This window comes from Pseudomonas moorei, assembly GCF_042846945.1.
Classification (GTDB): Bacteria; Pseudomonadota; Gammaproteobacteria; order Pseudomonadales; family Pseudomonadaceae; genus Aquipseudomonas; species Aquipseudomonas moorei.
Map to the genome: position 1 here is coordinate 3572055 of NZ_AP035776.1, position 25478 is coordinate 3597532.

Here is a 25478-nt window from a genome sequence, read left to right on the forward strand (position 1 = left end):
TAACACTATTAGCTGGCGCAGGATCGGCAAACAGCATCTATCCTGAGTGGGATCCAATCCGATCAATTGCCGTGCGAGGCAGCGGCCATGGTTCCCATTTCAGTTCTTTGCAACATAGTCGAGTCCGGTTTTGTGCCGTTGGCCTGCGAATGCACGGAGAACGGCGGGTTGCTCCGTATCGAGATCTACGAACCGGTGAGCGGGCGAGTGGAGCTGTTATTGAGCGGTGTCTCGACCGAAGACTTGACCAGCGTGCGTGCCATTTCCGAGTTCATTGGCGAGTTGCGCACCGAGATGAAAGCCGGGCGCCGGGCGTTTGCCGGTTAACGCCGATCGCGGCTTATCACTGGACCTGTGGAAAGGGAGCAAGTTTCCTCTCCACAGGCCCTCATGAGCCCTGCGGCAGTAGCTCATCAATCATCCGCAAACAATGGTTCAACCCCGGTGACACGTCGCCGACCCGCCGGCTGAGAATGATTGGCGAGGTCGCGTTGTCTTCCAGCAACGGGGTGAAACCGATGTCGTCGCGGTGCAGCAGTTGCACCGAGGCCGGCACCAGCGTGACGCCGATTCCAGCCCCCACCAGTCCGATCGCCGTTTGCAGTTCGTTGGTCCATTGCGCGACATGGATACTCACGCCGTAGGATTCGAAGAGTGCAATCACGTGGTCGGCGTAACTCGGCCGGGGGTTGCCGGGGTACAGCACGAAGGCTTCTTTGGCCAGGTCGCGCAGGCTGATGGGACCGGCGAGCAAGGGGTGGCCGGCGGGCAGGGCGGCGACCAGGCGATCTTCGGTGAGGACGGTCTGGATGATCGCCGGATCATCGATACGGATACGCCCGAAGCCAATGTCGATACGCCCGGCCTTCAGCGCCTGAACCTGCTGCAGGGTGGTCATCTCCGACAGCCCCAGCTCCAGCTCCAGCGGTTCGCCGCTGCGCAGGCGGCGAATCAGTTCCGGCAACACGCCGTAGAGCGTCGACGGCGCAAAACCGATGCCCAGCCAGGTCTTTTCCCCCAGGCCGATACGCCGCGTGTTGTCGCAGACCTTGTTCAGTTGTTCGAGCAGGGCCGTGGAGTGTTCATGGAAAAAACGCCCGGCGTCGGTCAGTTTCAGCGGTCGCCCGCGTTCGAGCAGGATCACGCCGAGTTCATCTTCCAGTTGCTGGATCTGCCGGCTCAAGGGCGGTTGGGCGATGTGCAGCAACTCGGCGGCGCGGGTGAAATTGAGGGTTTGAGCCAAAACCTGAAAATAACGCAGGTGACGCAGTTCCATGGAGCCTCCAGTCGGCCATCAGTTGCATACCTTTAAGGTATCAAGTCAGACCAATTCTATATTGGCTTCCTGAAAAAAGCCGTACCAGAATCGATTCCAGAACTTCAAGAACCTGACGGGTATCGAAATGCTTGCAACAGCCATTGAATCGATCGAGACGATCATCGTCGATCTGCCGACCATCCGCCCGCACAAGCTGGCGATGCACACCATGCAGAACCAGACCCTGGTGATCATTCGCGTGCGTTGCGCCGATGGCATCGAAGGCATTGGCGAATCGACCACCATCGGTGGCCTGGCTTACGGCAACGAAAGCCCCGACAGCATCAAGACCAACATCGACACGCACTTTGCGCCGCTGTTGATCGGCCAGGACAGCGGCAACGTCAATGCCGCGATGTTGCGCCTGGAACGCAGTATCCGTGGCAACACCTTCGCCAAATCCGGGATCGAAACCGCGTTGCTCGACGCCCAGGGCAAGCGCTTGGGCCTGCCGGTCAGCGAGTTGCTCGGCGGTCGCGTGCGTGACGCCCTGCCGGTGGCCTGGACCCTGGCCAGTGGCGACACCGAGAAAGACATCGCCGAAGCGGAAAAAATGCTCGACCTGCGCCGCCACCGCATCTTCAAACTGAAAATCGGTGCCGGTGAAGTCAACCGCGACCTGGCACACGTGATCGCGATCAAGAAGGCCTTGGGTGACCGCGCCAGCGTGCGGGTCGACGTCAATCAGGCCTGGGACGAAGCGGTTGCGCTGCGTGCTTGCCGGATTCTCGGCACCAATGGCATTGACCTGATCGAACAGCCGATTTCGCGCAATAACCGCGCCGGCATGGTGCGCCTGAACGCCATGAGTCCGGCGCCGATCATGGCGGACGAATCCATCGAGTGCGTGGAAGACGCGTTCAACCTGGCCCGTGAAGGCGCGGCTTCGGTGTTCGCCCTGAAGATCGCCAAGAACGGTGGCCCGCGTGCGGTGTTGCGTACCGCCTCCATCGCCGAGGCGGCGGGTATCGGCCTGTACGGCGGCACCATGCTCGAAGGCGGCCTCGGCACGATGGCGTCGGCCCATGCCTTTATCACCTTGAACAAGCTGGCGTGGGACACCGAACTGTTCGGCCCGCTGCTGCTGACCGAAGACATCCTCAGCGAACCGCTGGTGTATCGCGATTTCGAGCTGCACGTACCGAAAACCCCGGGGCTGGGCCTGAGCCTGGATGAAGAACGCCTGGCGTTTTTCCGCCGCGACAAAACATCCACTGCCATTCATCAAGCCTGAGGAGAGCATTATGCTGTTCCACGTAAAAATGACCGTGAACCTGCCGGTCGATATGAATCCGGAAGCAGCCGCCAGACTGAAAGCTGACGAGAAAGCCCTGGCCCAACGCCTGCAAGAGCAAGGCAAGTGGCGTCATCTGTGGCGCATCGCCGGGCATTACGCGAACTACAGCGTGTTCGATGTCGACAGCGTTCAGGAACTGCACGACCTGCTCATGCAATTGCCGTTGTTCCCGTACATGGCCATCGAGATCGACGCGATGTGCCGTCATCCTTCTTCCATCCGTGACGATGACCGCTGAACGGCGCCTGTTCAGCTCGCAACGCCCATAATTACAAGATGAGGACCCACCCAAATGAACGTCAAGATTTCCCATACTGCTGAAGTCCAGAAGTTTCTCGAAGAGGCCAGCGGCCTGCACAACGATGCCGGCAGCCCGCGCGTCAAAGCCCTGATGTACCGCATCCTGCGTGATTCGGTGAACATCATCGAAGACCTCGCCGTGACCCCGGAAGAGTTCTGGAAAGCCGTCAACTACCTGAACGTCCTGGGCGCGCGCCAAGAGGCCGGACTGGTGGTGGCCGGGCTCGGCCTGGAGCATTACCTCGACCTGCTGATGGATGCCGAAGACGAACAGGCCGGCAAATCCGGCGGCACGCCGCGCACCATCGAAGGCCCGCTGTACGTGGCCGGTGCGCCACTGTCCCAGGGCGAAGCACGCCTCGATGATGGCGTGGATCCGGGTGTGACCCTGTTCATGCAAGGTCGCGTGTTCAACACCGCTGGCGAACCGCTGGCCGGCGCCGTGGTGGATGTGTGGCACGCCAACACTGGCGGCACCTACTCGTACTTCGACACCGCGCAATCGGAATTCAACCTGCGTCGTCGCATCGTCACCGATGCCGAAGGCCGTTACCGTTTCCGCAGCATCGTGCCGTCGGGCTACGGTTGCCCACCGGACGGTCCGACCCAGCAACTGCTCGATCAACTGGGCCGTCACGGCCAGCGCCCGGCGCACATCCACTTCTTCATTTCCGCGCCGGACCATCGTCACCTGACCACGCAGATCAACCTCGATGGCGATCAATACCTGCACGACGATTTCGCCTACGCCACCCGTGACGAGTTGATCGCCAAGATCACCTTCAGCGATGACCAGGCGCGTGCAGCGGCCCACGGTGTCAGCGGTCGGTTCGCGGAAATCGAGTTCGACTTTACCCTGCAGTCGTCGGCCCAGCCTGAAGAGCAGCAGCGCCACGAGCGGGTTCGCGCACTGGAGGGCTGATCGAAAGAACCTGTAGGAGCGAGCTTGCTCGCGATGGACTTGAGGGCGCCGCGTTTAGTCAGTAAACGCCCGTTATCGTTAACGTCCATCGCGAGCAGGCTCGCTCCTACACGTGTTTCGGTTCTAGAATGAAACGATGCAACCCATAACAACAATCAGAGTGACCCGATGATGCAAGCGCAACTGTTGAGTCAGCGCAGCAGAGTGTTCGACCATGCCGACCCCCATGCAGTGTCTGGCTACGTCAATCAGCACGTCGGTAACCACTGTATTCTCATGCCACGCGCAGGCCAGCCGCTGGCCAGTCTCGACCATCGCAAATTCGCCAGCCTCGATCTGTGTCGCATCAGCTACGGTGGCAGCGTGCGGGTAACCTCGGGCGCGCTGGAGGATATCTATCACCTGCAAGTGTTGCTGCGTGGCAACTGCCTGTGGCGCGGGCACGGCCAGGAACATTATTTCGCCCCCGGCGAATTGCTGCTGATCAACCCCGACGATCCGGTCGATCTGACGTACTCGGCCGATTGCGAAAAATTCATTCTGAAAGTCCCCACCCGGTTGTTCGAGTCGGTCTGTGATGAGCAGCGCTGGCGTTATCCGGGGCAGGGCGTGCGCTTTGTGGAGAACCGTTATCAGCTCAATGAGCTGGAAGGTTTCGTCAACTTGCTGGCGATGATTTGCCAGGAGGCCGAGGCCACCGAGCAGATTCCCAGGGTGCAGGAGCATTACACTCAGATCATCGTCAGCAAGATGCTCAGCCTGATGAAGACCAATGTCAGTCGGGAGTGCCTCGGTTCGCCGACGGCCACCTTTGACGTGATCGCCGATTACATCGCACAGAACCTCAAGCGAGACATCGACAGCGAAGAACTGGCACGCCAGGCCAGCATGAGTCTGCGTTCCTTGTATGGCCTGTTTGAGCGCAACGCCGGGGTCACACCGAAAAACTACATCCGCCAAAAGCGCCTGGAACGCATCAACGCCTGCCTGAGCGACCCGACCTGCAATGTGCGCAACGTCACCGAAGTGGCCATGGATTACGGTTTCCTGCACCTGGGACGGTTCTCCGACAGCTACCGCAAGCAGTTCGGCGAGCTACCTTCCGACACCCTCAAACGCAGGCTCTGAGCCCCCATCCTTCAGGGGCTGGCTTGCCAGCCAAGGCCGAAGCAAAAACAAAAAAGGGCCAGCGCAACCCGACGTTGCGCTGGCCCGAGGGTGACACCTGACTACGGTCCACTGGCATGGACCGCAACGAATCAATGGGCTCCGGCAGCCTTGTTCAGATCGCTTTCAGCCCATTCGGTATAGACGCAGGCATCCGCCGTCGCCCAGCGCACACGCACCGGATCTCCCGCCTTCATGGGCATGCCGGCCGCCGACAACGCCTTGACGGTCATTGATGTGCCGCCCGAGGTCACCACGCTGCAGGTCTGGCTTTCGCCCAGGAACAGCACTTCCACGACCTTGGCCGAGACTTCATTCCAGCCTGCCGCCAGGGGCTCCTTGGCCGCTTGCTCAACGCTCAAGGCCAGCGCCTTTTCCGGACGCACCATCAGCAGCACATCCTGATGGGTTTGCAGCCCGGCGGTCAGGCGGATCGACAGCGACTGACCTTCAAACGAGGCCGCCGCATTGCCCTGGGCCTTGAGCTTGAGGAAGTTCGAGTTGCCGAGGAACGAGGCGACGAAGGCATTCGGCGGGTTCTGGTACAGGTCATAGCCGCTGCCCAGGCCAACGATCTTGCCGTGGCTGAAGATCGCGATGCGCTGGGACAAACGCATGGCTTCTTCCTGATCGTGGGTCACGTAGACGATGGTGATGCCCAGGCGCCGATGCAGCTGACGCAGTTCATCCTGCAAGTCTTCACGCAGTTTTTTGTCCAGGGCGCCGAGGGGTTCGTCCATCAGCAGGATGCGTGGCTCGTAGACCAGCGCCCGAGCGATGGCGACCCGCTGTTGCTGACCGCCGGAGAGTTGCGAAGGGCGGCGATGGGCAAATTGCTCCAGCTGCACCAACTTGAGCATCGCATCGACCCGGCGTTCACGTTCGGCCGCGGCCAGTTTGCGAATCGTCAGCGGGAAGGCGATGTTGTCGCGCACCGACAGATGCGGGAACAGCGAGTAGCGCTGGAACACCATGCCGATGTCGCGCTTGTGCGGCGGTACATTGACCAGCGACTGGCCGTTGACCAGGATCTCGCCGCTGCTCGGGGTTTCGAAGCCGGCGAGCATCGACAGGGTGGTGCTTTTGCCGGAGCCGCTGGAGCCGAGGAAGGTCAGGAACTCACCGTCCTTGATGTCCAGCGAGATGTTGTCCACGGCGGCGAAGTCGCCGTAGTACTTGTTCAGGTTGCGCAGGCTGACCAGCGGCTGGTCGTTTTGTTGCGCGCTATCTTTGATCACTGCACTCATGTCGTACTCCTGCGCGCTCAGGCGCTGATTTCGTTGCGCCGGCGCAGTGCGGCGGCGATTACCATGACCAATACCGAGAGGCCGATCAGCAGCGTCGAAGCGACGGCGATCACGGGCGTCAGGTCCTGGCGCAGGGTGGTCCACATTTTCACGGGAAGGGTCTGCAGGGTCGGGCTGGCCATCATCACGCTCAGCACCACTTCATCCCACGAGACGAGGAAGGCGAAGAGGGCGCCGGCCACCATGCCCGGACGAATCGCCGGGAAGGTCACCTTGAACACCGCTTGCAGGCGCGAGGCACCGCAGATCACCGCGGCATCCTCGATCGACTGGTCGAACAGCTTCAGCGAGTTGATGATCGAGATGATGGTGAACGGCAACGCGACAATCACATGGCTGACCACGAACGCGAACATCGTCCCGGTGTAGCCCAGCTTCAGGAACAGCGCGTATACCGCCACCGCGATGATCACCAATGGCACGATCATCGGCAGGGTGAACAGGCCGTAGAGCATTTCCCGGCCGGGGAAGCGGCCGCGCACCAGGGCGAACGCCGTCGGCAGGCCCAGGGCCACCGCAAAGAACGTGGTCAGCACCGCGACCTTGAGGCTGGCCATGGCCGCGTTCATCCAGTCGGCGTTGGAGAAGAACTGGACGTACCATTTCAGCGTCCAGCCCGGTGGCGGGAACACCAGCCATTGCGACGATCCGAACGACAGCAGCACGATGAACACGATCGGCAGCAACAGGAACAGTCCGATCAGCCCGGTGGTGGTGTACAGGCCGAAGCGCATCCGGCGGCTCATGGCATTGGGAGTCAGGAGCATGACGGCTTACCTCGCGTTACTGGCGCCAACCGGGGATTCCGGCTGAAGCTTCAGGTAGAAGTAGAACAGCACCAGCGTAATGACGATCAGCAACGCGGCGCCGGCGCTGGCCAGTCCCCAGTTGAGGAACGACTGCACCTGCTGAATGATGAACTCGGGCAGCATCATGTTCTGCGCACCGCCCAGCAGTGCCGGGGTGACGTAGTAACCCAGCGACATCACGAACACCATCAAGCCGCCGGAGAACAGCCCCGGCCGGCACAGCGGCAGGAACACCCGGAAGAAGTTGGTCCACGGACTGGCGCCGCAGATCGAACCGGCCTGCAGGATCATCGGGTCGATGGCCTGCATGGTCGCCTGCAGCGGCAGCACGATGAACGGGATCATGATGTAGCTCATGCCGATCACCACGCCGGTCAGGTTGTGCACCATCTCCAGCGGCTGATCGATGATGCCCATGGCCATCAGTGCCTTGTTGATCACCCCGGAGGCTTGCAGCAGCACCAGCCAGGAGTAGGTGCGGGCGAGGAGGCTGGTCCACATCGACAACAGCACGATGTTGAGGATCCAGCGACCCCAGCCGCGCGGCACCAGGGTGATCGCCCAGGCCAGCGGGAAGCCCAGCAACAGGCTGAACAGCGTGACCAGGCCGGCCACCGAGAAGGTGTTGAGCAGCACCCGGGCGTACGCCGAGTTGGCGAACAACTGTTCGTAGTTGCCCAGGCCCGTCACCGGTTCAAGCACGCCGCGCAACAGCAAGCCAATCAACGGCGCGAGAAAAAACAGGCCGAGGAACAACAGCGCGGGGATCAGGTTGCTCGCACCACGCCAGCGCTGCGCCAGGGTCGGGGTTTGCGTCATCGCAGCGGCCTTGCCGGCAGCGCCGGAGGCGCTCCCGACGGGCGTGGATGGACGGGACGCGGTTACCGTCATTTTCATTTGACCAGCCATTCGTTCCACCGTGTCGCGATGGCCGGACCGTTCTTGGCCCAGTACGCGAAATCAAGAGTGATCTGATCCTTAACGTAGGCCGTCGGCAGGTTAGGGGCGAGCACCGAGTCCAGGCGCGCCACGCTGTCGACGTTGACCGGGGCGTAGGCGGTCAGGTTGGAGAAGTCGGCCTGGCCCTTGGCACTGCTGGCGTTGGCCAGGAACTTCATCGCCGCGTCCTTGTTTTTCGAACCTTTTGGAATGACCAGGATGTCGGCCATGACCAGGTTCTGTTTCCAGCTTACGCCAACCGGGGCGCCGTCTTCCTGCAGGGCGTGGATCCGGCCGTTCCAGAACTGGCCCATGCTCGCTTCGCCAGAGGCCAGCAACTGTTGCGACTGCGCGCCACCGCCCCACCAGACGATGTCTTTCTTGATGGTGTCGAGTTTCTTGAAGGCGCGATCCAGGTCCAGCGGGTAGAGCTTGTCGGCAGGCACGCCGTCGGCCAGCAGCGCCAGTTCCAGCACGCCAGGGCTCGGCCATTTGTAGAGGGCGCGTTTGCCGGGGTAGGTCTTGGTGTCGAACAGCGCGGACCAGTCCTGAGGCTTGGCGGCGCCGAGCTTGCCTTCGTTGTAGCCGAGGACGAAGGAGAAGAAGAACGAACCGACACCGTGATCGGAGACGAACCGCGGGTCGATCTTGGTGCGATCGATGACTTTGAAATCGAGGGGTTCGAGCAAGCCTTCGGAGGCGGCGCGCAAGGCGAAGTCAGCTTCGACATCGACCACGTCCCATTGCACGTTGCCGCTTTCGACCATGGCTTTGAGCTTGCCGTAGTCGGTCGGGCCATCCTGGACCACGGTGATGCCGGTGGCCTTGCTGAACGGGTCGGCCCAGGCCTGCTTCTGCGCGTCCTGGGTGCTACCGCCCCAGCTGACGAAGTTGACGCTTTCAGCCGCCATCAACGCCTGGCTGGTGACGCTCAGCAGTCCCGCAAAAATCGCTGCGGTTACACGTTTGTTCAACACCATTTTCACGCCCTCATTGTTGTGTTTATGAGCGGGGCTTTTGAGTGCCCGCCAGTCGGGAGCAGTAGGCCCTTCGAGTCAGTTCTGACTGTCCGGTCTATGGAATATCATATTATGGTATTCCAAACTTTGTGCAAGCACTTTGCCTTACCGGCTATCTGCCGAATCGGCTTTTTCTGGAAAACTTCGGTGCCTCTGATCACCACCATCCCTTGTGGTAGCGAGCAAGCTCGCTGCCACGGGGGCAATTCCGCTCGGGTCACTGGGTGAAGGGAATACTCTCCACCACTTCCAGGTCGTACCCGGTCAAACCGGCGTATTTCAGCGGTGGCCCAAGGTGCCGCAGCTTGCCCACGCCGAGGTTTTGCAGGATCTGCGCACCGGTACCCACTTCCGAATAGATCCGCGACTGCGAACGGCTGAACTGCCGTGGCGTTTGGGTCAATTGCGGTACGCGCTCCAGCAGCGCTTGCGAGGATTCGTGATTGGCCAGCACCACAACCACGCCACGTCCTTCTTCAGCCACTCGCTGTAACGCCGCCCATAACGTCCAGTTGGACGGCCCGCTGTATTCGGCACCGACCAGATCGCGCAACGGGTCGATCACGTGCACGCGCACCAACGTCGCTTCATCGCGGCGCAAGTCGCCCATCACCATGGCCATGTGGACACCGCCTTCGATGCGGTCCTCAAAGGTGATCAGACGGAAGGTGCCATGCACCGTGGGCAGCTCGCGCTCGCCGATGCGTACCACCGTGTGCTCGGTACTTAAACGATAGTGGATCAAATCGGCGATGGTGCCGATCTTGATCCCGTGTTTGCGCGCGAACACTTCCAGATCCGGGCGACGGGCCATGGTGCCGTCGTCATTCATGACTTCGACGATCACCGAGGCCGGGGTGAAGCCGGCCAGGCGCGCCAGGTCGCAACCGGCCTCGGTATGCCCGGCGCGGGTCAGGACGCCGCCTTCGCGGGCGCGCAGGGGGAAAATATGACCGGGCTGCACGATATCGGCGGCGCTCGCGCCGTGGGCCACGGCCGCAGCGACGGTACGCGCCCGGTCGGCGGCGGAGATGCCGGTGGTCACACCGACGGCGGCTTCGATCGACACGGTGAACGCCGTGCTGAACACGCTGCCATTGCTCGGCACCATCTGTTCCAGGCCAAGGCGCTGGCAGTGCTCGTCGGTCAAGGTCAGGCAGATCAGCCCGCGTGCCTCCCGCGCCATGAAGCTGATGGCTTCGGCGCTGCAACGGTCGGCGGCGAGCAACAGGTCGCCTTCGTTTTCCCGGTCCTCGTCGTCAACCAGGAGCACCATCTTGCCTTGGCGGTAGTCTTCGATGATTTCTTCGATGCTGTTGAAGGCCATGTCTGGATTCTCGGTGTTTGATGGAGATGCGTTGTGGTATACCATAATACAAAACAAATGGAGAGGTCACTATGAAGGCGTACTGGATTGCTCACGTGGATATCACCGACCCCGATCAATACAGCCACTACACCCAGCGGGCGCCCAAGGCGTTTGCCGAATACGGCGGGCGGATATTGGCGCGCGGCGGGCGCAGCGAGGCGATGGAAGGGCGGCAAACACCGCAACGCAGTGTGGTGATCGAGTTTGATTCCTATGACCAGGCGGTGGCCTGTTATCGGTCGGATCTCTATCAAGAGGCCAAGGGGCACCGCGAGGGGGCGGCTCGGGCCGAGGTGATCATTGTCGAGGGGGTGGCGCCGGTTTGATGGGTGGATGGGTACCCTTCAGGTTGTCCCCAGATCTACCGTAGGAGCTAGCTTGTCGGGGCGCCGCATCGCAGCGATGGCGGCCTGACAGCCGACCTGCGTTTTGTTGATTGAGTACATATCCGTTGCTGCGGTAACGGCGGCTTAGGGTTTCGCCCTTACGGCGAGGCACTTTTTTCAAACGCCAAAAAAGTACCCAAAAAGGCTCGCCCCGGCGTCCGGCCCCTCGCTGAGGCTCGGGGTTCCTTCGCTGCGGTATCCATCCGGGGACACTGCCCTCCGGTCGGCTTCGCTTCGACCTACATGCAGCGTGTTCGACTGCGTCGAACGGCGCTGCGCGCCACTCCCCGGATGAACACCTCCACTCAGCCTCCCGAAGGGGCGGGTGGATCAAGATCAAGAGCTGCAGGCGAGCTAACGCTCGGCCTGATGAGTGGTGAGGAGCGGGGTGGCGCGCGTTGCTGTGCTTTTCTGTAGGAGCGAGCCTGCTCGCGATGGACTTGAGAACACTGCGGGGTGTCAGACTCCCCGCATCATCGTTAACGACCATCGTCGGAACGCCGCCCGGAGCAGGCTCGCTCCTACGGGGGCGTTAGCGAATGAAGTGAATCTTGCCGGTATCGTCGTTGCCGATGTAGATGCCGTAGACCCCAGCCTGCCGCTCTTCGATGTAGCGTTCGAGAATCTGCCGGATCGCCGGGTAATAGATGCTGTCCCAGGGAATGTCCTCGGGCGCGAAGAATTTATAGTCGAGGGTTTCCGGCCCGTACTGGCCGGTGATTTCCAGGGCGATGGCGCGGAAGATGATGTACACCTCGCTGATCTTCGGCACGCTGAAGATCGAGTACGGCGAAAGGATTTCCGCGCGTACGCCGCTTTCTTCCCAGACCTCGCGCAATGCCGCCTGCTCGGTGGTTTCGCCGGCTTCCATGAAGCCCGCCGGTAGCGTCCAGGTGCCCGGACGCGGCGGGATGGCGCGCTGGCACAGCAAGTACTTGCCGTCCTGCTCGATGATGCAGCCGGCAATGATTTTCGGATTGACGTAGTGGATGTAGCCGCAGCCGCGGCACATCAGGCGCTCGTGCGTATCGCCCGGCGGCAGCTGTTGACCCAGGTCAGGACTGCCACACTTCGGACAAAAGCTCGGGCTGAACATGATCAACGACCTATGCGGGGTTCTTTGAGGGCGATGGGCTGGGTGATCTCGGGGATTGCCCCGGTCTCTTCCTGCTTGCGCTTGAGGTAGTCGAGGGCCACGGTGGCGGCGGCGCGGACGTGGTCGACGCAGGCCTGGTGAGCGGCCAGCGGATCACCGCTCTTGATCGCCTCGACCATGCGTTCCATTTCCTGGTTACTGGCGCCACGACGGTTTTCCTGGGACACCGAGGTCGCGCGCAAGTAACTGATGCGCGCCTGCAATTGGCGCAACTGGGTGGCCGCGACATGGTTGCCGGAGCCTTCGAGCAACACGTCATAGAAGCCCTGTACGGAGTCGATGACCTGTTGCAGTTCACCTTCCTTCAAGGCCTGGCGGTTTTCTTCCAGGGCTTTTTCCAGGGCCTTGATGTCCTTGGCCTTGGCGCGCAGGGTGAACAGCTGGACGATCAGGCCTTCGAGCACGCAACGCAGCTCGTAGATATCGACCGCATCGGCCAGGGTGATGATCGCCACGCGTGGGCCCTTGGCGTCGGCGAATTCCACCAGACCTTCGGATTCAAGGTGACGCAGGGCTTCGCGCACGGAGGTACGACTGACGCCCAGGCGATCGCACAGATCGCGTTCGACCAGACGGTCTCCCGGCAGAAGCTGGAAGTTCATGATGGCGCTTCGCAATTTATCCAGCACGATTTCGCGCAGGGTAACGGGATTGCGATTGACCTTGAAGCTGTCGTCGAGTGGCAGGCGTTTCATGGGGTCCGCTCTGATTGTGGCTGTCCATGCAAAAAAAGCACTTCGATTGCAGCAATCTCCGTGCTCGGTCGGATCAAACAGCCAAGGGGTTAACTGGAGGCCTCGGCATCGGCTTCGGCGAAGGCTTCACGGGCGAGCCGGAAACTGTCGACGGCAGCGGGAACACCGCAATATATGCCGACCTGAAGCAGAATTTCGCGTATTTGCTCACGACTCAAGCCGTTACGCAAGGCGCCGCGCACATGCAGCTTGAGTTCGTGCGGCCGGTTGAGGGCCGAGATCATCGCCAGGTTGATCATGCTGCGCTCCTTGAGCGACAGACCCTCGCGACCCCAGACGTGACCCCAGCAGTATTCGGTGACCATTTCCTGCAGGGGGCGGGTGAAGTCGTCGGCGTTCTCGATGGAGCGATTGACATAGGCTTCGCCCAGCACCTGAGTGCGGATCTGCAAGCCTTTCTCGTACTTCTCGTTGTTCATCTCAATTCTCTCCCGAGAGGTTCTGTCCTGTAGGAGCCGGCTCCTAAAGGTTGATCAACATGACCTACAGCCCACCCATCAGGGTGTACTTGAGTTCAAGGTAGTCCTCGATGCCGTACCTGGAGCCTTCGCGGCCCAGGCCTGAGGATTTTATTCCGCCAAAGGGCGCGACTTCGGTGGAAATCAGCCCTTCGTTGATCCCGACCATGCCGTACTCCAGCGCTTCGCTCATGCGCCAGGCGCGCCCCAGATCGCGGGTGTAGCAGTAGGCGGCGAGGCCGAATTCGGTGTCGTTGGCCATGTGCACGGCCTCGGCTTCGCTATCGAAGCGGAACACCGGCGCCAGCGGGCCGAAGGTTTCCTCCTTGGCGACTTTCATCTGCGGGGTGACGCCGGCCAGTACCGTTGGCTGGAAGAACCCGTTGCCCAGCGCATGACGCTCGCCGCCGCACAGCAGGCGGGCGCCCCGGGCGAGTGCGTCCTGCACATGGTCTTCGACCTTGGCCACGGCGCGTTCATTGATCAACGGACCTTGAGTGATGCCCGCCTCGAAACCGCTGCCGACCTTGAGCTGCGATACCCGCTCGGCCAGCCGCGCGACAAAGGCGTCATGAATGCCGTCCTGCACCAGGAAACGGTTGACGCAGACGCAGGTCTGCCCGGCGTTGCGGAACTTGGCAATCAGCGCGCCTTCCACGGCACGCTCCAGGTCGGCATCGTCGAAGACGATGAACGGTGCGTTACCGCCCAGTTCCAGCGAAACCTTCTTCAGCGTCGGCGCGCATTGCGCCATGAGCAATTTGCCGATCGCCGTGGAGCCGGTGAACGACAGTTTGCGCACCAGCGGGCTGGCGGTCAGTTCACCACCGATGGCAATGGCGTCGCCGGTGATCACGTTGAAGATGCCCGCAGGAATGCCCGCCTGTTCGGCCAGCGCGGCCATGGCCAGGGCCGAGAACGGCGTTTCCGGCGCCGGTTTGACGATGCACGGGCAGCCAGCGGCCAGTGCCGGGCCGGCCTTGCGGGTGATCATCGCCGCCGGGAAGTTCCACGGCGTGATGGCCGCGACCACGCCAATCGGTTCTTTGCTGACGACGATGCGTGCATCGCCCTTGTGGCTGGGAATGGTGTCGCCATAGATGCGCTTGGCCTCTTCGGCGAACCACTCGATAAAACTGGCAGCGTAGAGGATTTCACCCTTGGCTTCGGCCAATGGCTTGCCTTGTTCGAGGGTGAGGATCTCGGCCAGGGCGTCGGCGTTCTCCAGCATCAGCGCGTGCCAGCGCTTGAGCGTGTTGCTGCGCTCCTTGGCGGTCAAGCCGCGCCAGGCCGGCCAGGCTTTATTGGCGGCCTCGATGGCCAGGCGCGCATGCTCGGCGCCAAGGTTCGGCACGCGGCCGATGAGTTCACCGGTGGCCGGGTTGAAGATGTCCTGTTGCGTGCCGTCGGGTGCATCCAGCCATTGGCCGTTGATGTACGCCTGCTGGCGGAACAGTGATGAGGCTGCTGGGCTCATGCCGGCTCCTGAGTAAAGTGGTGGACCCTGTGGGAGCGAGCCTGCTCGCGAAAAACCCGAGAACGCCAAGGGCTGTCAGGCAGCACGCGTTATCGTTCACGACCATCGTCGAGCGCCGCCCGGAGCAGGCTCGCTCCTACAGGGACTGTGTCAGGCCAGGGTGGGCAGTGGGCCCAGCTTGCCTTTGTGGTAGATCATCGGCGTCACCGGTTGCTCGGGCAGAATCAGGTTCTTCACCGCGCCGACGATGATGGCGTGATCGCCGCCGTCGTATTCGCGCCACAGTTCGCACTCGATGATCGCCGTGGCCTTGGCCAGCAGCGGGTTGCCGAGTTCGCTCAGGTGCCAGTCGATGCCTTTGGCCTTGTCCTTGCCTTTGCCGGCAAAGGCATAGGCTTCGGCGGTCTGGTCGGCGGACAGCAGGTGAATCGCGAATTGCTTGCTGTCGCGCAGCACCGGGTAGGTGTCCGAGGCATAGTTGGGGCAGAACAGCACCAGGGCCGGATCAATCGACAATGCACTGAAGGCGCTGGCGGTGATGCCGACGATGCCGCCGTCGGGGTCCAGGGTGGTGACCACCGTGACGCCGGACGGAAACGAACTCATGACGTCTTTGTAAATGCCGGGCTCGATCATTTCTCTGGACTCCTAGCGCATCACGAATGGATCAGGCATTGGCGCCTGGGAAAGGTTGATCCACACCGTTTTCAGCTCGGTGTAGGCCAGCACCGAATCGATGCCGCTCTCGCGTCCATAGCCGCTGTTCTTGAACCCGCCGATCGGCGCCATGGCCGAAACCGCGCGGTAGGTGTTGACCCAGATGATCCCCGAACGCACGTCACGGGCCAGGCGATGGGCACGGCCCAGGTCGCGGGTCCAGATGCCGGCGGCGAGGCCGAACTGCGAGTCGTTGGCGATCGCCAGGGCTTCGGCTTCGTCCTTGAAACGGATGACCGAAGCCACCGGGCCAAAGACTTCTTCCTGCATGATCTTCATCGAGTTGCGGTCGCATTCGAACAAGGTCGGCTCATAGAACCAGCCCTCGCCCAGATGCTGCGGACGCTTGCCCCCCAGGCGCAGGCGCGCGCCTTCGGCAATCGCATCGGCGACCAGGCCTTCAACGACCGCCAGTTGCTGGGCGGTGGCCATCGGGCCCATTTCGCTGCTGTCTTCCTGTGGGTTGCCGATGCGGATGCGCTGGGCGCGTTCCACCAGGCGACCGACGAATTCGTCGTAGATTTCGTCCTGCACCAACAGGCGCGAACCCGATACGCAGCTCTGCCCGGAGGCGGCATAGATCCCGGCGATGGCGCCGTTGATCGCGCTGTCGAGGTCGGCGTCGGCGAAAATGATGTTCGGTGATTTGCCGCCCAATTCCAGGGACAGCTTGGCGAAGTTCTCGGCGCTGCTGCGCACCACATGTCGCGCCGTGGCCGCACCGCCGGTGAAGGCGATTTTGCGGACCAGCGGATGGCGGGTGAGGGCGGCGCCGGTGCTTGGGCCATAACCGGTGACGACGTTGACCACGCCCGGCGGAATGCCGGCTTCCAAAGCCAAACGGGCCAGTTCGAGAATGGTCGCCGACGCGTGTTCGGACGGCTTGATCACGATGGTGTTGCCCGCCGCCAGCGCCGGGGCGAGCTTGATCGCGGTCAGGTACAGCGGGCTGTTCCACGGAATGATCGCGGCGACCACGCCCATGGCTTCGTGCACGGTGTAGGCAAACAGGTCTGGCTTGTCCAGCGGCAGGGTGCCGCCTTCGAGCTTGTCGGCCAGGCCTGCGGTGTAGTGGAAAAACTCCGGCAGATAGCCGACCTGACCGCGGGTTTCGCGAATCAGCTTGCCGTTGTCGCGGCTTTCCAGCTGCGCCAGTTGTTCCTTGTTTTCGGCGATCAAGTCGCCCAGGCGCCGCAGCAGTTTGCCGCGCGCGGTGGCGGTCAGGCCACGCCAGGCCGGGCTGTCGAAAGCCGTCTGCGCAGCCTGCACGGCGCGCTCGACATCGGCTTCGTCGGCATCGGGCAGTTCGGCCCAGGGTTCGGCCAGGGCCGGGTTCAGGCTTTCGAAGGTCTTGCCGGACAGGGCATCGACCCATTCACCGCCGATGCACATCTGGAAGCGTGCGAGTGTCATGCAACGATCCCCTTTATATGGTTTTGTCGGGAGTGCGCTTTATCGAGAAATTCCAGCAACAGCTGGTTGACCAGGCGCGGCGATTCTACGGGCATCATATGCCGCTGTTCGGCGAGGACGGCAACGGTCGCGCCGGGAATGCGTTCGGCCAGTTGCCGGGCCATCTCCGGGGTCGAGCCGGGGTCCAGTTCGCCGGTGGCGATCAGGGTCGGCACCTGGATGCCGGGCAGATCATCGGCGCGGTACATGTCCTGGGTCGCGAACAATTCATAGGTGGTCAGGTAACCCTGGGGGTCATTGCCTGCCAGGGTCTGGCGAATCGCGGCGATCTGCGCCGGATTGGCCGCCTGGTATTCGCGGCTGAACCAGCGCGACAACGCCGCTTCGGCGTTGGCGTCCGGTCCATGCTCGGCGGCCTGGCTGGTGCGGGCGATCACACCGGCGCGCTGTTCGGCGCTGCGGTTGAACACGCTGTTGAGCACCACCAGGCTTTGCAAGCGTTGCGGGTAATGCAGGGCGAAGGCCCGCGCCACCAGCCCGCCCATGGAGAAACCGATCACCGCCGCCTTGGGCAGTTGCAGGTGATCGAGCAGCTCCAGCAACTGGTCGGCATAGCCGAGCAGGGGCGTGCCGCTTTCCGGGCGCGGGCTGGCGCCATGACCGAGCATGTCGTAGGCGATAACCCGGTACTGGGAGGCCAGGCCAACGATCTGGCCGCCCCACATTTCTTTATTCAGGCCCACGCCGTGGATCAAGACCACGGGCTGGCCTTGGCCGGTCGCCAGGTAACTGGTTCCAGCCGGGGTGGTTTCAGCGGTGAGCCGAATCATGGAGCGCTCCTGCATACCTTCTTGTTGTCGTTATGCCGGCCGTCTTACTGGGCTTTCTCGGCCGCCAGTTCTTCAAGATCGATGTAGCGATTGCCGATGCGTGGGTGCAGGCGGCCGCCATCGGCGCAACCCAGGACCACGACTATTTCGTCGGCACGCGGTGCGTCTTCGATCTGCATTTCCAGGGTGATGTAGTGCGAACGCAGGCCTTCATCGTCCTTGTGCATCATCGGGATCTGGATCGAGGTGCCCGGGCCGCCGCGCTTGTTGGTGAAGCTCAGGTAGCTCTTGGCTTTCACGGCTTCGCGGTAATGGTTGCCGAAGCGCAGGGTGTGGATCACGGCCGAGGCGTGCTCGATTTCGCCGTCGGCGCCGACCACGGCCGCCTTGCCGTAGGCTTCGATCTTCTCGGCACCGCCGATCAGACCCACCAGGCGTTCAACCATCATGGCGCCGAGGTCGGAGCAGTTGGCGCGGATCTGTGGTTTCAGGTCTTCGACAAAGCCGTTGCCCACCCAAGGGTTTTTCATCACCACGGCCAGCCCGACCATGGTCACAGGCGTATCGCTGGCCTTGCCGCCTTCGATAAAGGTTTCTTCGATGTAGCTGACGATCTTGCGGATTTCGAAACTCATGAGCGGCTCCATTTCAGAGTGAAAAAGTGTCTGTGCGTCTGATGGTATACCATAATACCGTTAGTGCAAGACCCTGAATCGAGTTTCTGGTCGGAAGGTGCGCAAACCCGCGAGCCATTGATCGGATGGCGGTGTTGAATAGTTGAAAAAGGGAACTGCCGAGCGCCGGACATGCCTTTACCGTAGGGATCCAGCCAATCGGGCTCGACAAGGCATGCAGGCAAGGTGCGCAATTGAACGCTCAGCGGTTTTACGTGGGCTGCGCCGGCTGGAGTCTGGGCCGCGAGCATCTTTTGGCGTTTCCCACCCAGGGCACGCACTTGCAACGCTATGCAGCGATTCTGGGCAGCGTTGAAATCAACAGCTCGTTTTATCGCCCCCATCGTCGGCAAACCTATGCTCGCTGGGCGGATTCGGTGCCCGCCGACTTTCGCTTTTGCGTGAAGATGCCGAAGCTGATTTCCCACGTTCGGCGTTTGCAACACTGCGAGCAGGAGCTCGATGACTTTCTGGGCCAATGCTTGGGGTTGGGCGATCGTCTGGGTTGCCTGTTGCTGCAACTGCCGCCGTCACTGGCGTTTGCAGAACCGCTTGCCGATGCATTTTTTGTCGCTTTGAGGCAGCGGTTTTTCGGGGAGGTGGTATTGGAACCGCGTCATGAATCCTGGACCGATGCCGAGCCACGGCTGGTGCGCCATCGCATTGCCCAGGCGGTGGTGGATCCGTCGCGTATCAGCACCGATTCAACGCCGCGAGGGTGGCAGGGGTTCAAGTACTGGCGGTTGCATGGCTCGCCACGTATTTACTACAGCGCCTATGAGCAACATTGGCTGGAAAACCTCGCTCACAGGTTTAAGGCCACCGCCGAGGGGCAAGCCACCTGGTGCATGTTTGACAATACCGCCAGCGGCGCTGCGCTGGGCAATGCCTTGACGCTGGCGGCGTCTTTACACGGCGAAGCCTGAGCGCGGCGTCGAATGAGCCCGCGCTCAGGCTTCAAGGTCGTGCCGGTCAGGAATCAGGCCGCCATGCCGTCGCCCAGTGACTTTTTGTAAGAAGCCTTCATCGCCTCCATTTGTGCCCCCAGTTCGTCCAGTTGCGCTTTGCCCAACAGCTTTTTGGCCTGAGGAAACATCTCCGTTTCTTCTTCTTCGATGTGATGCTCAAGCAACTCCTTGACCACCTTGGCGCGCCCGGAAAATTCCACACTGGCCGGGTCGGTGGCCTTCAGGTCAGGCAGCACCAGGGAGTCGACCGTGCGGTGCTCTTCCTTGGCCTCGTAGTACATTTTTTCCTGTTCTTTACCACCGGCTTTTTTGTAGGCCGGGTAGAGAATTTCTTCTTCAAGCCTGGTGTGGAGGGTGATCTCCATTTCCAGTTTGCCAATCAATTCGGCGCGTTTTTTTACCGCGCGCTCGGTTGAGTCGTTCAGCTGGGTCAGGATGGCTTTTACTCGTTCATGGTCGGCTTTCAGAATGTCGATGGCGTTCATGGTTCAGCCTCTGCTGTCACGGGAAGTCAGGACCGGTCGTTGCCGGCAATCTCTGTGGTTGCCCCAGGACAGGAGCATCAGCTGTGCCAATCTGGTCGCGCCGCAACTGCCTCTGATATCAATGACTTGGCGGGGGCAGTGGCGCAAAGCCTCATGCAGCTTGCCCGAGCGCAGTCGTGCCGGCATTGCAAATCGCGGGCCGCGGCACAGGCGCGAAGGGGGTGGCGCAGCACCCGGCACTGCCACCGGTCCATGGCCCGGAAAAACCGATGGGCGGATTGGCTTCGTCCCGACGCTTGGTGTCATCCGACTCGGCAGGGTTGAACAGGTCATCGTCGTTCATGGTGCTTTCCTCCAGTGTCTGCACACTGGAGGAGGGGCAATGGCAGGAGTTCGGTTTTTTTCCAAACGTGGGCACGCCGCTCGCAAGGCGTGGCGCATTGCGTGGACGACTCGATCTACTAATCTCTCCATTCGGCGCCAGGAGGACGGTCATCATCATGCAAAAGGGTAAAACCGCTGCACCACCAAAAGAGGGCGGCACTGCCTCCGAGCAGATAGACACGAAGATCAAGGAACTGGACGACTGGCGAGGCGAGACGCTTGCGCGGGTCCGGGCGCTGGTCAAGGAGGCCGACCCTGACGTGGTCGAGGAATTGAAATGGAGAGGGGTTCCGGTGTGGTCCCATGCCGGGATTATCTGCACCGGTGAAACCTACAAGAACGCGGTGAAGATGACCTTCGCCAAGGGGGCATCACTGGACGACCCTTCTGGGCTGTTCAACGCCAGCCTTGATGGCAATACCCGGCGTGCCATTGATATTCATGAAGGCGACGAGATCAATGAAACCGCGCTGAAGGCGCTCATACGAGCGGCTGTGGTGCTTAATACGTCGAAAGGGGCGTGAGTGGGAGCGGCGTTGGCTGAGTGACCCTTGCCGGTCAATAAGCCGCCTCGCGGGACGAGGCGGCCAGCACATCAATGCATCTTGCTGTGGTCCATCATGCTGCCGTGATCCATGGTGCCCAGCGCCTTGGCTTCAGCTTCGATGTTGATCGTCTCTTTCTCGCCCTTGGCGTTTTCCACGATCAGGGTCAGGGGCACTTTGCCGCCTTCCTTCACCTGGGCCGTCAGGTCCATCAACATGACGTGGTAGCCGCTGGGGTCGAGGCTCACCGGCTTGCCGGCCGGCAATGCGACGGATTCGACCTGACCCATCTTCATCACGTCGTCTTTCATGCTCATCTGGTGAATCTGCACGGTCTTGGCGACGGGCGACTGCACGCTGAGCAGTTGGCTGTCAGTGTCCGCCTGCAGGGTCATGAAGGCCCCGGTCGAAGGCTGGCCGGCCACGGTCGCGCGGACCCAGGCGTCGCTGACCCGGGTTTGCGCCGATACCTGCCAGGCCATGCCGATCAGGGACAGGCCCAGGGCCAGTTGTTTGACACGCTTTGCGCAGAACGAAGTCATCAGCAGACCTCCATGACGGTGAGCAGGTCTTCTGCGCACTCTTTTGCGGTAAGGGACGCGGACAGCCCCAGGCGCAAGTTGCCCCTGGAATCGAAGACGTAGCTGGTCGCGGTGTGGGAGAGGGTGTAGGTGTCGCCGCTCGGGACCTTTTCATAGAACACGCCGAACTCCTTGGCGGTGGCGGCGGTTTCTTCCAGGGTGCCGTACAACGCCTCGAAACTCGGGTCGAAGGCCTTGACGTATTTGTCGAGCATTTGCGGGGTATCGCGCTCGGGGTCGAGGGTGATGAAGATCACTTGCAGGCGTTCGCCGTCGCGGCCCATCAGCTTCTTGGCCTGGGCGGCGCGGGCCAGGGTCGTCGGGCAGACCGCCGGGCATTGGGTGAAGCCGAAGAAGATCATCGGCATCAGGCCACGGTAGCTGCCGAGCATCCGGGTCTCGCCCTGGGCGTCCTTGAGCTTGAAATTACGCCCCATGATCTTGTCGCTCAGATCCTTGCCGTACTTGAACGACAGCTTGCTGCTGTCATCGCAGCCGGCGAGCAGGCCAAGGCTCAGCAGGCCCATGCCTTGCAGGACCGTGCGACGGGTATACAACGTACTCATGGAAAAAAGCTTCCTGTGTCACAACTGAAAAACCACAGTGCCTGACGCATCAGACGAAAAAAAGCGCGTGGATGTTAACAAACTGTTGCCCCATGACGCTTAATCGATCGCCCGCCGGTCATGCGCCAAATGGTCGCGGCCCAGCCGTACACAACCCGATAAATGGCGCTTTCGCCGCTGATCCGGTGCAGGCGCGAGCCGGCTCGCGATGGACCCGAGAGCGCCGCGGGGTGTCAGGTGGCCAGCGTTATCGTTAGCGCCCATCGCGAGCCAGCTCGCGCCTACAGACGCCTCCTCTGCACTTTTAGAGCGCGATGTCGGGCACCGTGCACCAGTGCGAAGCGGTTTCCTGACGTCTCCCCGCCTGAGACATCCACCACCGACAAGCCCGCTTTTTCGCCAGAAACCTTGCTCGCAAGGGGTGACGCTCCTGTTTTCACGGCCATAAACAGGCGCCTTCACTCGACTGGCACAAAGGCTGCATTAGTCCCCTCAAGTCCCTCTGAACAAGAGGGGCAGCCCGCTCGGTCAACGACGATCGACTGGCCGCACAGGTCGTGGGCTACATCGGTGGATCAGGCATAGCCGTCTGGTTTCAACACCGCAAAAGAACAGGCAAAGACGCCTGGAACCGCAAGGTTTCAGGCGTTTTTTTTTGCTTTTTTTTCCGTGATTGGCTTTGGGCAGGTGTCGTTTATGAATTCCAATGTAGCCACGTTGAACAAGCCGCAAACGCTGGTCGTGATCGGCAACGGCATGGTCGGACATCATTGTGTGGAGCAGTTGATCGAACGCGGCGCCCTTGACCGCTATCGCTTGCATGTCTTCAGCGAAGAGCCGATGCGCGCTTACGACCGTGTGCACCTTTCCGAATACTTCTCCGGCCGCGATGCGGAGTCGTTGGCGCTGAGCGATGCGTCGTTGTACCAGACGCCCGGCGTCACCCTGCACCTGGGCGTGCCGGTGCTGGAAATCGACCGCGCGCGGCGTCAGGTCATCACCGCGCAAGGGTGTGTCAGCTACGACAAACTGGTCCTGGCCACCGGTTCGTACCCCTTTGTGCCACCGATTGAAGGCGCCGCAGGCGATTCGCGGCTGGTCTATCGCACCCTCGAAGACCTCGATGCCATTCGAGCGGCGGCGGCCAGTGCCCGGCGCGGCGTGGTGGTCGGCGGTGGTCTGCTCGGTCTGGAAGCGGCCAATGCGCTCAAGAGCCTGGGCCTTGAAGCCCATGTCGTGGAGTTCGCCCCGCGCCTGATGCCGGTGCAGCTGGACGATCTGGGTGGCCTGGCGCTCAAGGCGCAAATCGAACGCCTGGGTGTCGGGGTGCATCTGTCCCGCGCCACGCAATCGATCAGCGCCGGCGAGGACTATCGCTATCGGATGAATTTTGCCAACGACGAATTCCTCGAAACCGACCTGGTGGTGTTCTCCGCCGGTATCCGTGCGCAAGATGCGCTGGCTCGCCAATGTGCGCTGGAGATCGGCCCGCGCGGTGGCGTGGTGATCGACGATACGTGCTTGAGCTGTGACCCGCACATCTATGCCATCGGCGAGTGCGCATCGTGGAATGGCAGCCTGTTCGGCCTGGTCGCGCCCGGCTACCAGATGGCACGCAGCGTCGCCGCGCGGCTGTGCGATGAGGTCGCCGAGCCGTTCCAGGGGGCGGACATGTCGACCAAGCTCAAACTGCTGGGCGTCGACGTCGGCTCCATCGGCGATGCCCACGCCCATACGCCCGGTGCCCGCAGCTACCAATTCATCGACGAGACGAGCGCCAGCTACCGGCGCCTGGTGGTGGACGCCACCGGCAAACGCGTGCTTGGCGCGGTGCTGATCGGTGACAACAGCTATTACGACACCCTGCTGCAATACATGCAGAACGCGATTACCCTGCCGTCCGAACCGGCCGCGCTGATCCTGCCGTCGTCGGAAGGCGCCCCCACCCTCGGGCCGGGCGCCTTGCCTGAGGCGGCGACGGTCTGCTCCTGCCACAACGTGACCAAGGGCGCCATCTGCTCGGCCATCGACGGCGGCTGCACCGACCTGGGCCTGCTCAAGTCGCAGACCAAGGCCTGCACCGGCTGCGGCGGTTGTGCCGGTCTGCTCAAGCAAGTCTTCGAGCATGAGTTGATCGCCCGTGGCGTCAGTGTCGACAAGAGCCTGTGCGAACACTTCGCCTTCACCCGCCAGGAGCTGTATGCCCTGGTGCGGGTAGAAGGAATCATCACTTTCGAGGAGCTGCTGGCCAAACATGGCCGGGGTCACACCGGTTGCGACGTGTGCAAGCCGGCCGTGGGCTCGATCCTCGCGTCGTGCTGGAATCAGCCGATCATGGACCCGTCGCTGGTGCCGTTGCAGGACACCAACGACACCTTCATGGCCAACATGCAGAAGAACGGCACGTACTCGGTAGTGCCGCGCATTCCCGGTGGCGAGATCACCGCCGATAAATTGATCGCCATAGGCGTGGTCGCGAAGAAATACGACCTCTACACCAAAATCACCGGTGGCCAGCGGATCGACCTGTTCGGCGCCCAGCTGCATCAGTTGCCGGACATCTGGGGCGAACTGATCGAAGCCGGCTTCGAAACCGGCCACGCCTACGGCAAATCGACCCGCACGGTGAAGTCTTGCGTCGGCAGCACCTGGTGCCGCTACGGCGTGCAGGACAGCGTGCAGATGGCCCTGACGATCGAGGACCGCTACAAGGGCCTGCGTTCGCCGCACAAGCTCAAGTTCGCGGTGTCCGGTTGCACCCGCGAGTGCGCCGAGGCGCAAAGCAAGGACGTCGGCGTGATCGCCACCGAGAAAGGCTGGAACCTCTACATCGCCGGCAACGGTGGCATGCGTCCGCGGCATGCCGAGCTGTTCGCCACCGACCTGGACGATGCCACCCTGATCCGCTACATCGACCGCTTCCTGATGTTCTACATCCGTACCGCCGACAAGCTGCAGCGCACCTCGGTCTGGCGCGAAAGCCTGGAGGGTGGTCTGGATTACCTCAAGGACGTGATCATCCACGACAGCCTGGGCCTGGGCGCCGAACTGGAGTCGCAGATGCAACTGGTGGTCAACCGCTATGAATGCGAATGGGCCAACGCCCTCAAGGACCCGGAAAAACTCAAGCGCTTCCGCACCTTCGTCAACGACAAGCGCCCGGACCCGGACATCCATTTCGTCCAGGAGCGCGGTCAACGCCGCCCGATCATGGCCGCCGAACTGAACCTTATCCCTGTCACCGAGGAGCGTGTCTGATGAACCCGTCCAATACCCAACGCATCAACCGCGATGAACAGTGCGCAATCTGGCAATCGGTGTGCCGCCAGCAGGATCTGGTGAACGACTCCGGTGTGGTGGTGTGGCTGGACGGCGCGCAGGTGGCGTTGTTCTACCTGCCGGGCATCGAGGGCAAGACGCTCTACGCCATCGATAACCACGATCCGCAATCGGGGGCCAATGTCATCGGTCGCGGTCTGGTGGGCAGCATCAAGGGCGATCTGGTGGTGGCGTCGCCGATCTACAAGCAGCATTTCCGCCTGGAAGACGGCTCCTGCCTGGAGTACCCGCAACAGCGTTTGCGGGTCTGGCCGGTGCGGTTGAACGATGGGGTCGTGGAGGTCGGGGTGGCCTGAC

Annotated in this window: 28 protein-coding genes; 10 read left to right on the forward strand and 18 right to left on the reverse strand. The window is 61.8% G+C overall.

The window, feature by feature from the left end; genetic code table 11:
* Positions 1-87: 87 nt before the first annotated feature.
* Positions 88-327 (forward strand): DUF1652 domain-containing protein, encoded by a 240-nt coding sequence (locus tag ACGJAX_RS16820; protein WP_090319536.1) that lies wholly within the window; start codon positions 88-90, stop codon positions 325-327.
* A 61-nt stretch (positions 328-388) separates the two neighbouring features.
* Here the strand turns inward: ACGJAX_RS16820 and ACGJAX_RS16825 are convergent, their stop codons facing one another.
* Complete coding sequence (locus tag ACGJAX_RS16825; RefSeq protein ID WP_090319539.1) at positions 389-1276, reverse strand: LysR family transcriptional regulator; 888 nt, start codon at positions 1274-1276, stop codon at positions 389-391.
* A gap of 127 nt (positions 1277-1403) precedes the next feature.
* On the opposite strand from ACGJAX_RS16825, the gene ACGJAX_RS16830 reads away from it, so the two are divergent.
* From ACGJAX_RS16830 to ACGJAX_RS16845, 4 genes are all read left to right on the forward strand, one after another.
* Positions 1404-2552 carry a muconate cycloisomerase family protein gene (locus ACGJAX_RS16830; protein WP_151149674.1) on the forward strand — a complete coding sequence of 383 codons (1149 nt, stop codon included), beginning with the start codon at positions 1404-1406 and terminating at the stop codon, positions 2550-2552.
* Between the two features lie 10 nt (positions 2553-2562).
* Positions 2563-2853, forward strand: coding sequence for a muconolactone Delta-isomerase (gene catC, locus ACGJAX_RS16835; protein ID WP_007978984.1), 291 nt, complete (start codon positions 2563-2565; stop codon positions 2851-2853).
* Between the two features lie 54 nt (positions 2854-2907).
* On the forward strand, positions 2908-3837 hold the full coding sequence (catA, locus tag ACGJAX_RS16840) for a catechol 1,2-dioxygenase (protein ID WP_390955435.1): 930 nt from the start codon (positions 2908-2910) through the stop codon (positions 3835-3837).
* Positions 3838-4005: 168 nt separating this feature from the next.
* Positions 4006-4965 (forward strand): AraC family transcriptional regulator, encoded by a 960-nt coding sequence (locus ACGJAX_RS16845; RefSeq protein ID WP_090319545.1) that lies wholly within the window; start codon positions 4006-4008, stop codon positions 4963-4965.
* Positions 4966-5096: 131 nt separating this feature from the next.
* Here the strand turns inward: ACGJAX_RS16845 and ACGJAX_RS16850 are convergent, their stop codons facing one another.
* From ACGJAX_RS16850 to ribBA, 5 genes are all read right to left on the reverse strand, one after another.
* Positions 5097-6251: an ABC transporter ATP-binding protein gene (locus tag ACGJAX_RS16850; RefSeq protein WP_090319548.1), complete on the reverse strand. Its 1155-nt coding sequence runs from the start codon at positions 6249-6251 to the stop codon at positions 5097-5099.
* Positions 6252-6268: 17 nt separating this feature from the next.
* A complete protein-coding gene (locus ACGJAX_RS16855; protein ID WP_218436750.1) occupies positions 6269-7078 on the reverse strand; it encodes an ABC transporter permease in 810 nt (269 codons plus the stop codon).
* A 6-nt stretch (positions 7079-7084) separates the two neighbouring features.
* On the reverse strand, positions 7085-8017 hold the full coding sequence (locus ACGJAX_RS16860) for an ABC transporter permease subunit (RefSeq protein WP_390955436.1): 933 nt from the start codon (positions 8015-8017) through the stop codon (positions 7085-7087).
* Complete coding sequence (locus ACGJAX_RS16865) at positions 8014-9039, reverse strand: ABC transporter substrate-binding protein (protein ID WP_090319557.1); 1026 nt, start codon at positions 9037-9039, stop codon at positions 8014-8016. Before ACGJAX_RS16865 ends, ACGJAX_RS16860 begins: the two co-directional genes overlap by 4 nt.
* 256 nt (positions 9040-9295) lie before the next feature.
* Complete coding sequence (ribBA, locus tag ACGJAX_RS16870; RefSeq protein WP_090319560.1) at positions 9296-10405, reverse strand: bifunctional 3,4-dihydroxy-2-butanone-4-phosphate synthase/GTP cyclohydrolase II; 1110 nt, start codon at positions 10403-10405, stop codon at positions 9296-9298.
* Positions 10406-10476: 71 nt separating this feature from the next.
* On the opposite strand from ribBA, the gene ACGJAX_RS16875 reads away from it, so the two are divergent.
* A complete protein-coding gene (locus ACGJAX_RS16875; RefSeq protein WP_247254365.1) occupies positions 10477-10773 on the forward strand; it encodes a DUF1330 domain-containing protein in 297 nt (98 codons plus the stop codon).
* Positions 10774-11365: 592 nt separating this feature from the next.
* Here the strand turns inward: ACGJAX_RS16875 and ACGJAX_RS16880 are convergent.
* The 8 genes from ACGJAX_RS16880 to ACGJAX_RS16915 form a co-directional block, all read right to left on the reverse strand.
* Positions 11366-11929: an NUDIX hydrolase gene (locus ACGJAX_RS16880; RefSeq protein WP_090319567.1), complete on the reverse strand. Its 564-nt coding sequence runs from the start codon at positions 11927-11929 to the stop codon at positions 11366-11368.
* Between the two features lie 2 nt (positions 11930-11931).
* Positions 11932-12684, reverse strand: coding sequence for a GntR family transcriptional regulator (locus ACGJAX_RS16885; protein ID WP_020800935.1), 753 nt, complete (start codon positions 12682-12684; stop codon positions 11932-11934).
* 89 nt (positions 12685-12773) lie between these two features.
* Positions 12774-13163 (reverse strand): carboxymuconolactone decarboxylase family protein, encoded by a 390-nt coding sequence (locus ACGJAX_RS16890; protein WP_130210457.1) that lies wholly within the window; start codon positions 13161-13163, stop codon positions 12774-12776.
* 64 nt (positions 13164-13227) lie between these two features.
* The gene (locus tag ACGJAX_RS16895; RefSeq protein WP_390955437.1) at positions 13228-14679 is read right to left on the reverse strand and encodes a succinate-semialdehyde dehydrogenase; all 1452 of its coding nucleotides are present in this window, start codon (positions 14677-14679) and stop codon (positions 13228-13230) included.
* Between the two features lie 150 nt (positions 14680-14829).
* Positions 14830-15315, reverse strand: a complete 486-nt coding sequence (locus ACGJAX_RS16900; protein ID WP_090319577.1) for a flavin reductase family protein — start codon at positions 15313-15315, stop codon at positions 14830-14832.
* Between the two features lie 12 nt (positions 15316-15327).
* Positions 15328-16809: an aldehyde dehydrogenase gene (locus tag ACGJAX_RS16905; RefSeq protein WP_090319580.1), complete on the reverse strand. Its 1482-nt coding sequence runs from the start codon at positions 16807-16809 to the stop codon at positions 15328-15330.
* Entirely contained in the window at positions 16806-17639 is an 834-nt protein-coding gene (locus ACGJAX_RS16910) for an alpha/beta fold hydrolase (RefSeq protein ID WP_090319583.1), read from the reverse strand. The genes ACGJAX_RS16905 and ACGJAX_RS16910 overlap by 4 nt, the downstream gene beginning before the upstream one ends.
* A gap of 44 nt (positions 17640-17683) precedes the next feature.
* Complete coding sequence (locus ACGJAX_RS16915) at positions 17684-18274, reverse strand: amino acid synthesis family protein (protein ID WP_247255137.1); 591 nt, start codon at positions 18272-18274, stop codon at positions 17684-17686.
* A gap of 233 nt (positions 18275-18507) precedes the next feature.
* Here ACGJAX_RS16915 and ACGJAX_RS16920 point away from each other — a divergent pair, with 233 nt between their 5' ends.
* On the forward strand, positions 18508-19239 hold the full coding sequence (locus tag ACGJAX_RS16920) for a DUF72 domain-containing protein (protein ID WP_390955438.1): 732 nt from the start codon (positions 18508-18510) through the stop codon (positions 19237-19239).
* A gap of 53 nt (positions 19240-19292) precedes the next feature.
* On the opposite strand, the gene ACGJAX_RS16925 is transcribed toward ACGJAX_RS16920, so the two are convergent.
* Positions 19293-19766: a hemerythrin domain-containing protein gene (locus ACGJAX_RS16925; RefSeq protein WP_247255135.1), complete on the reverse strand. Its 474-nt coding sequence runs from the start codon at positions 19764-19766 to the stop codon at positions 19293-19295.
* Between the two features lie 151 nt (positions 19767-19917).
* On the reverse strand, positions 19918-20109 hold the full coding sequence (locus ACGJAX_RS16930) for a hypothetical protein (protein ID WP_390955439.1): 192 nt from the start codon (positions 20107-20109) through the stop codon (positions 19918-19920).
* 157 nt (positions 20110-20266) lie between these two features.
* Here ACGJAX_RS16930 and ACGJAX_RS16935 point away from each other — a divergent pair, with 157 nt between their 5' ends.
* Entirely contained in the window at positions 20267-20674 is a 408-nt protein-coding gene (locus ACGJAX_RS16935; protein ID WP_390959895.1) for a DUF1801 domain-containing protein, read from the forward strand.
* A gap of 71 nt (positions 20675-20745) precedes the next feature.
* Here the strand turns inward: ACGJAX_RS16935 and ACGJAX_RS16940 are convergent, their stop codons facing one another.
* Positions 20746-21237 (reverse strand): copper chaperone PCu(A)C, encoded by a 492-nt coding sequence (locus ACGJAX_RS16940; protein WP_390955440.1) that lies wholly within the window; start codon positions 21235-21237, stop codon positions 20746-20748.
* Positions 21237-21842 (reverse strand): SCO family protein, encoded by a 606-nt coding sequence (locus ACGJAX_RS16945; protein WP_090319609.1) that lies wholly within the window; start codon positions 21840-21842, stop codon positions 21237-21239. The genes ACGJAX_RS16940 and ACGJAX_RS16945 overlap by 1 nt, the downstream gene beginning before the upstream one ends.
* 696 nt (positions 21843-22538) lie before the next feature.
* Between ACGJAX_RS16945 and nirB the strand changes: the two genes are divergently transcribed.
* Positions 22539-25100 carry a nitrite reductase large subunit NirB gene (gene nirB, locus ACGJAX_RS16950; RefSeq protein ID WP_390955441.1) on the forward strand — a complete coding sequence of 854 codons (2562 nt, stop codon included), beginning with the start codon at positions 22539-22541 and terminating at the stop codon, positions 25098-25100.
* Positions 25100-25477 (forward strand): nitrite reductase small subunit NirD, encoded by a 378-nt coding sequence (gene nirD / locus ACGJAX_RS16955; protein WP_390955442.1) that lies wholly within the window; start codon positions 25100-25102, stop codon positions 25475-25477. The genes nirB and nirD overlap by 1 nt, the downstream gene beginning before the upstream one ends.
* Position 25478 lies beyond the last annotated feature (1 nt).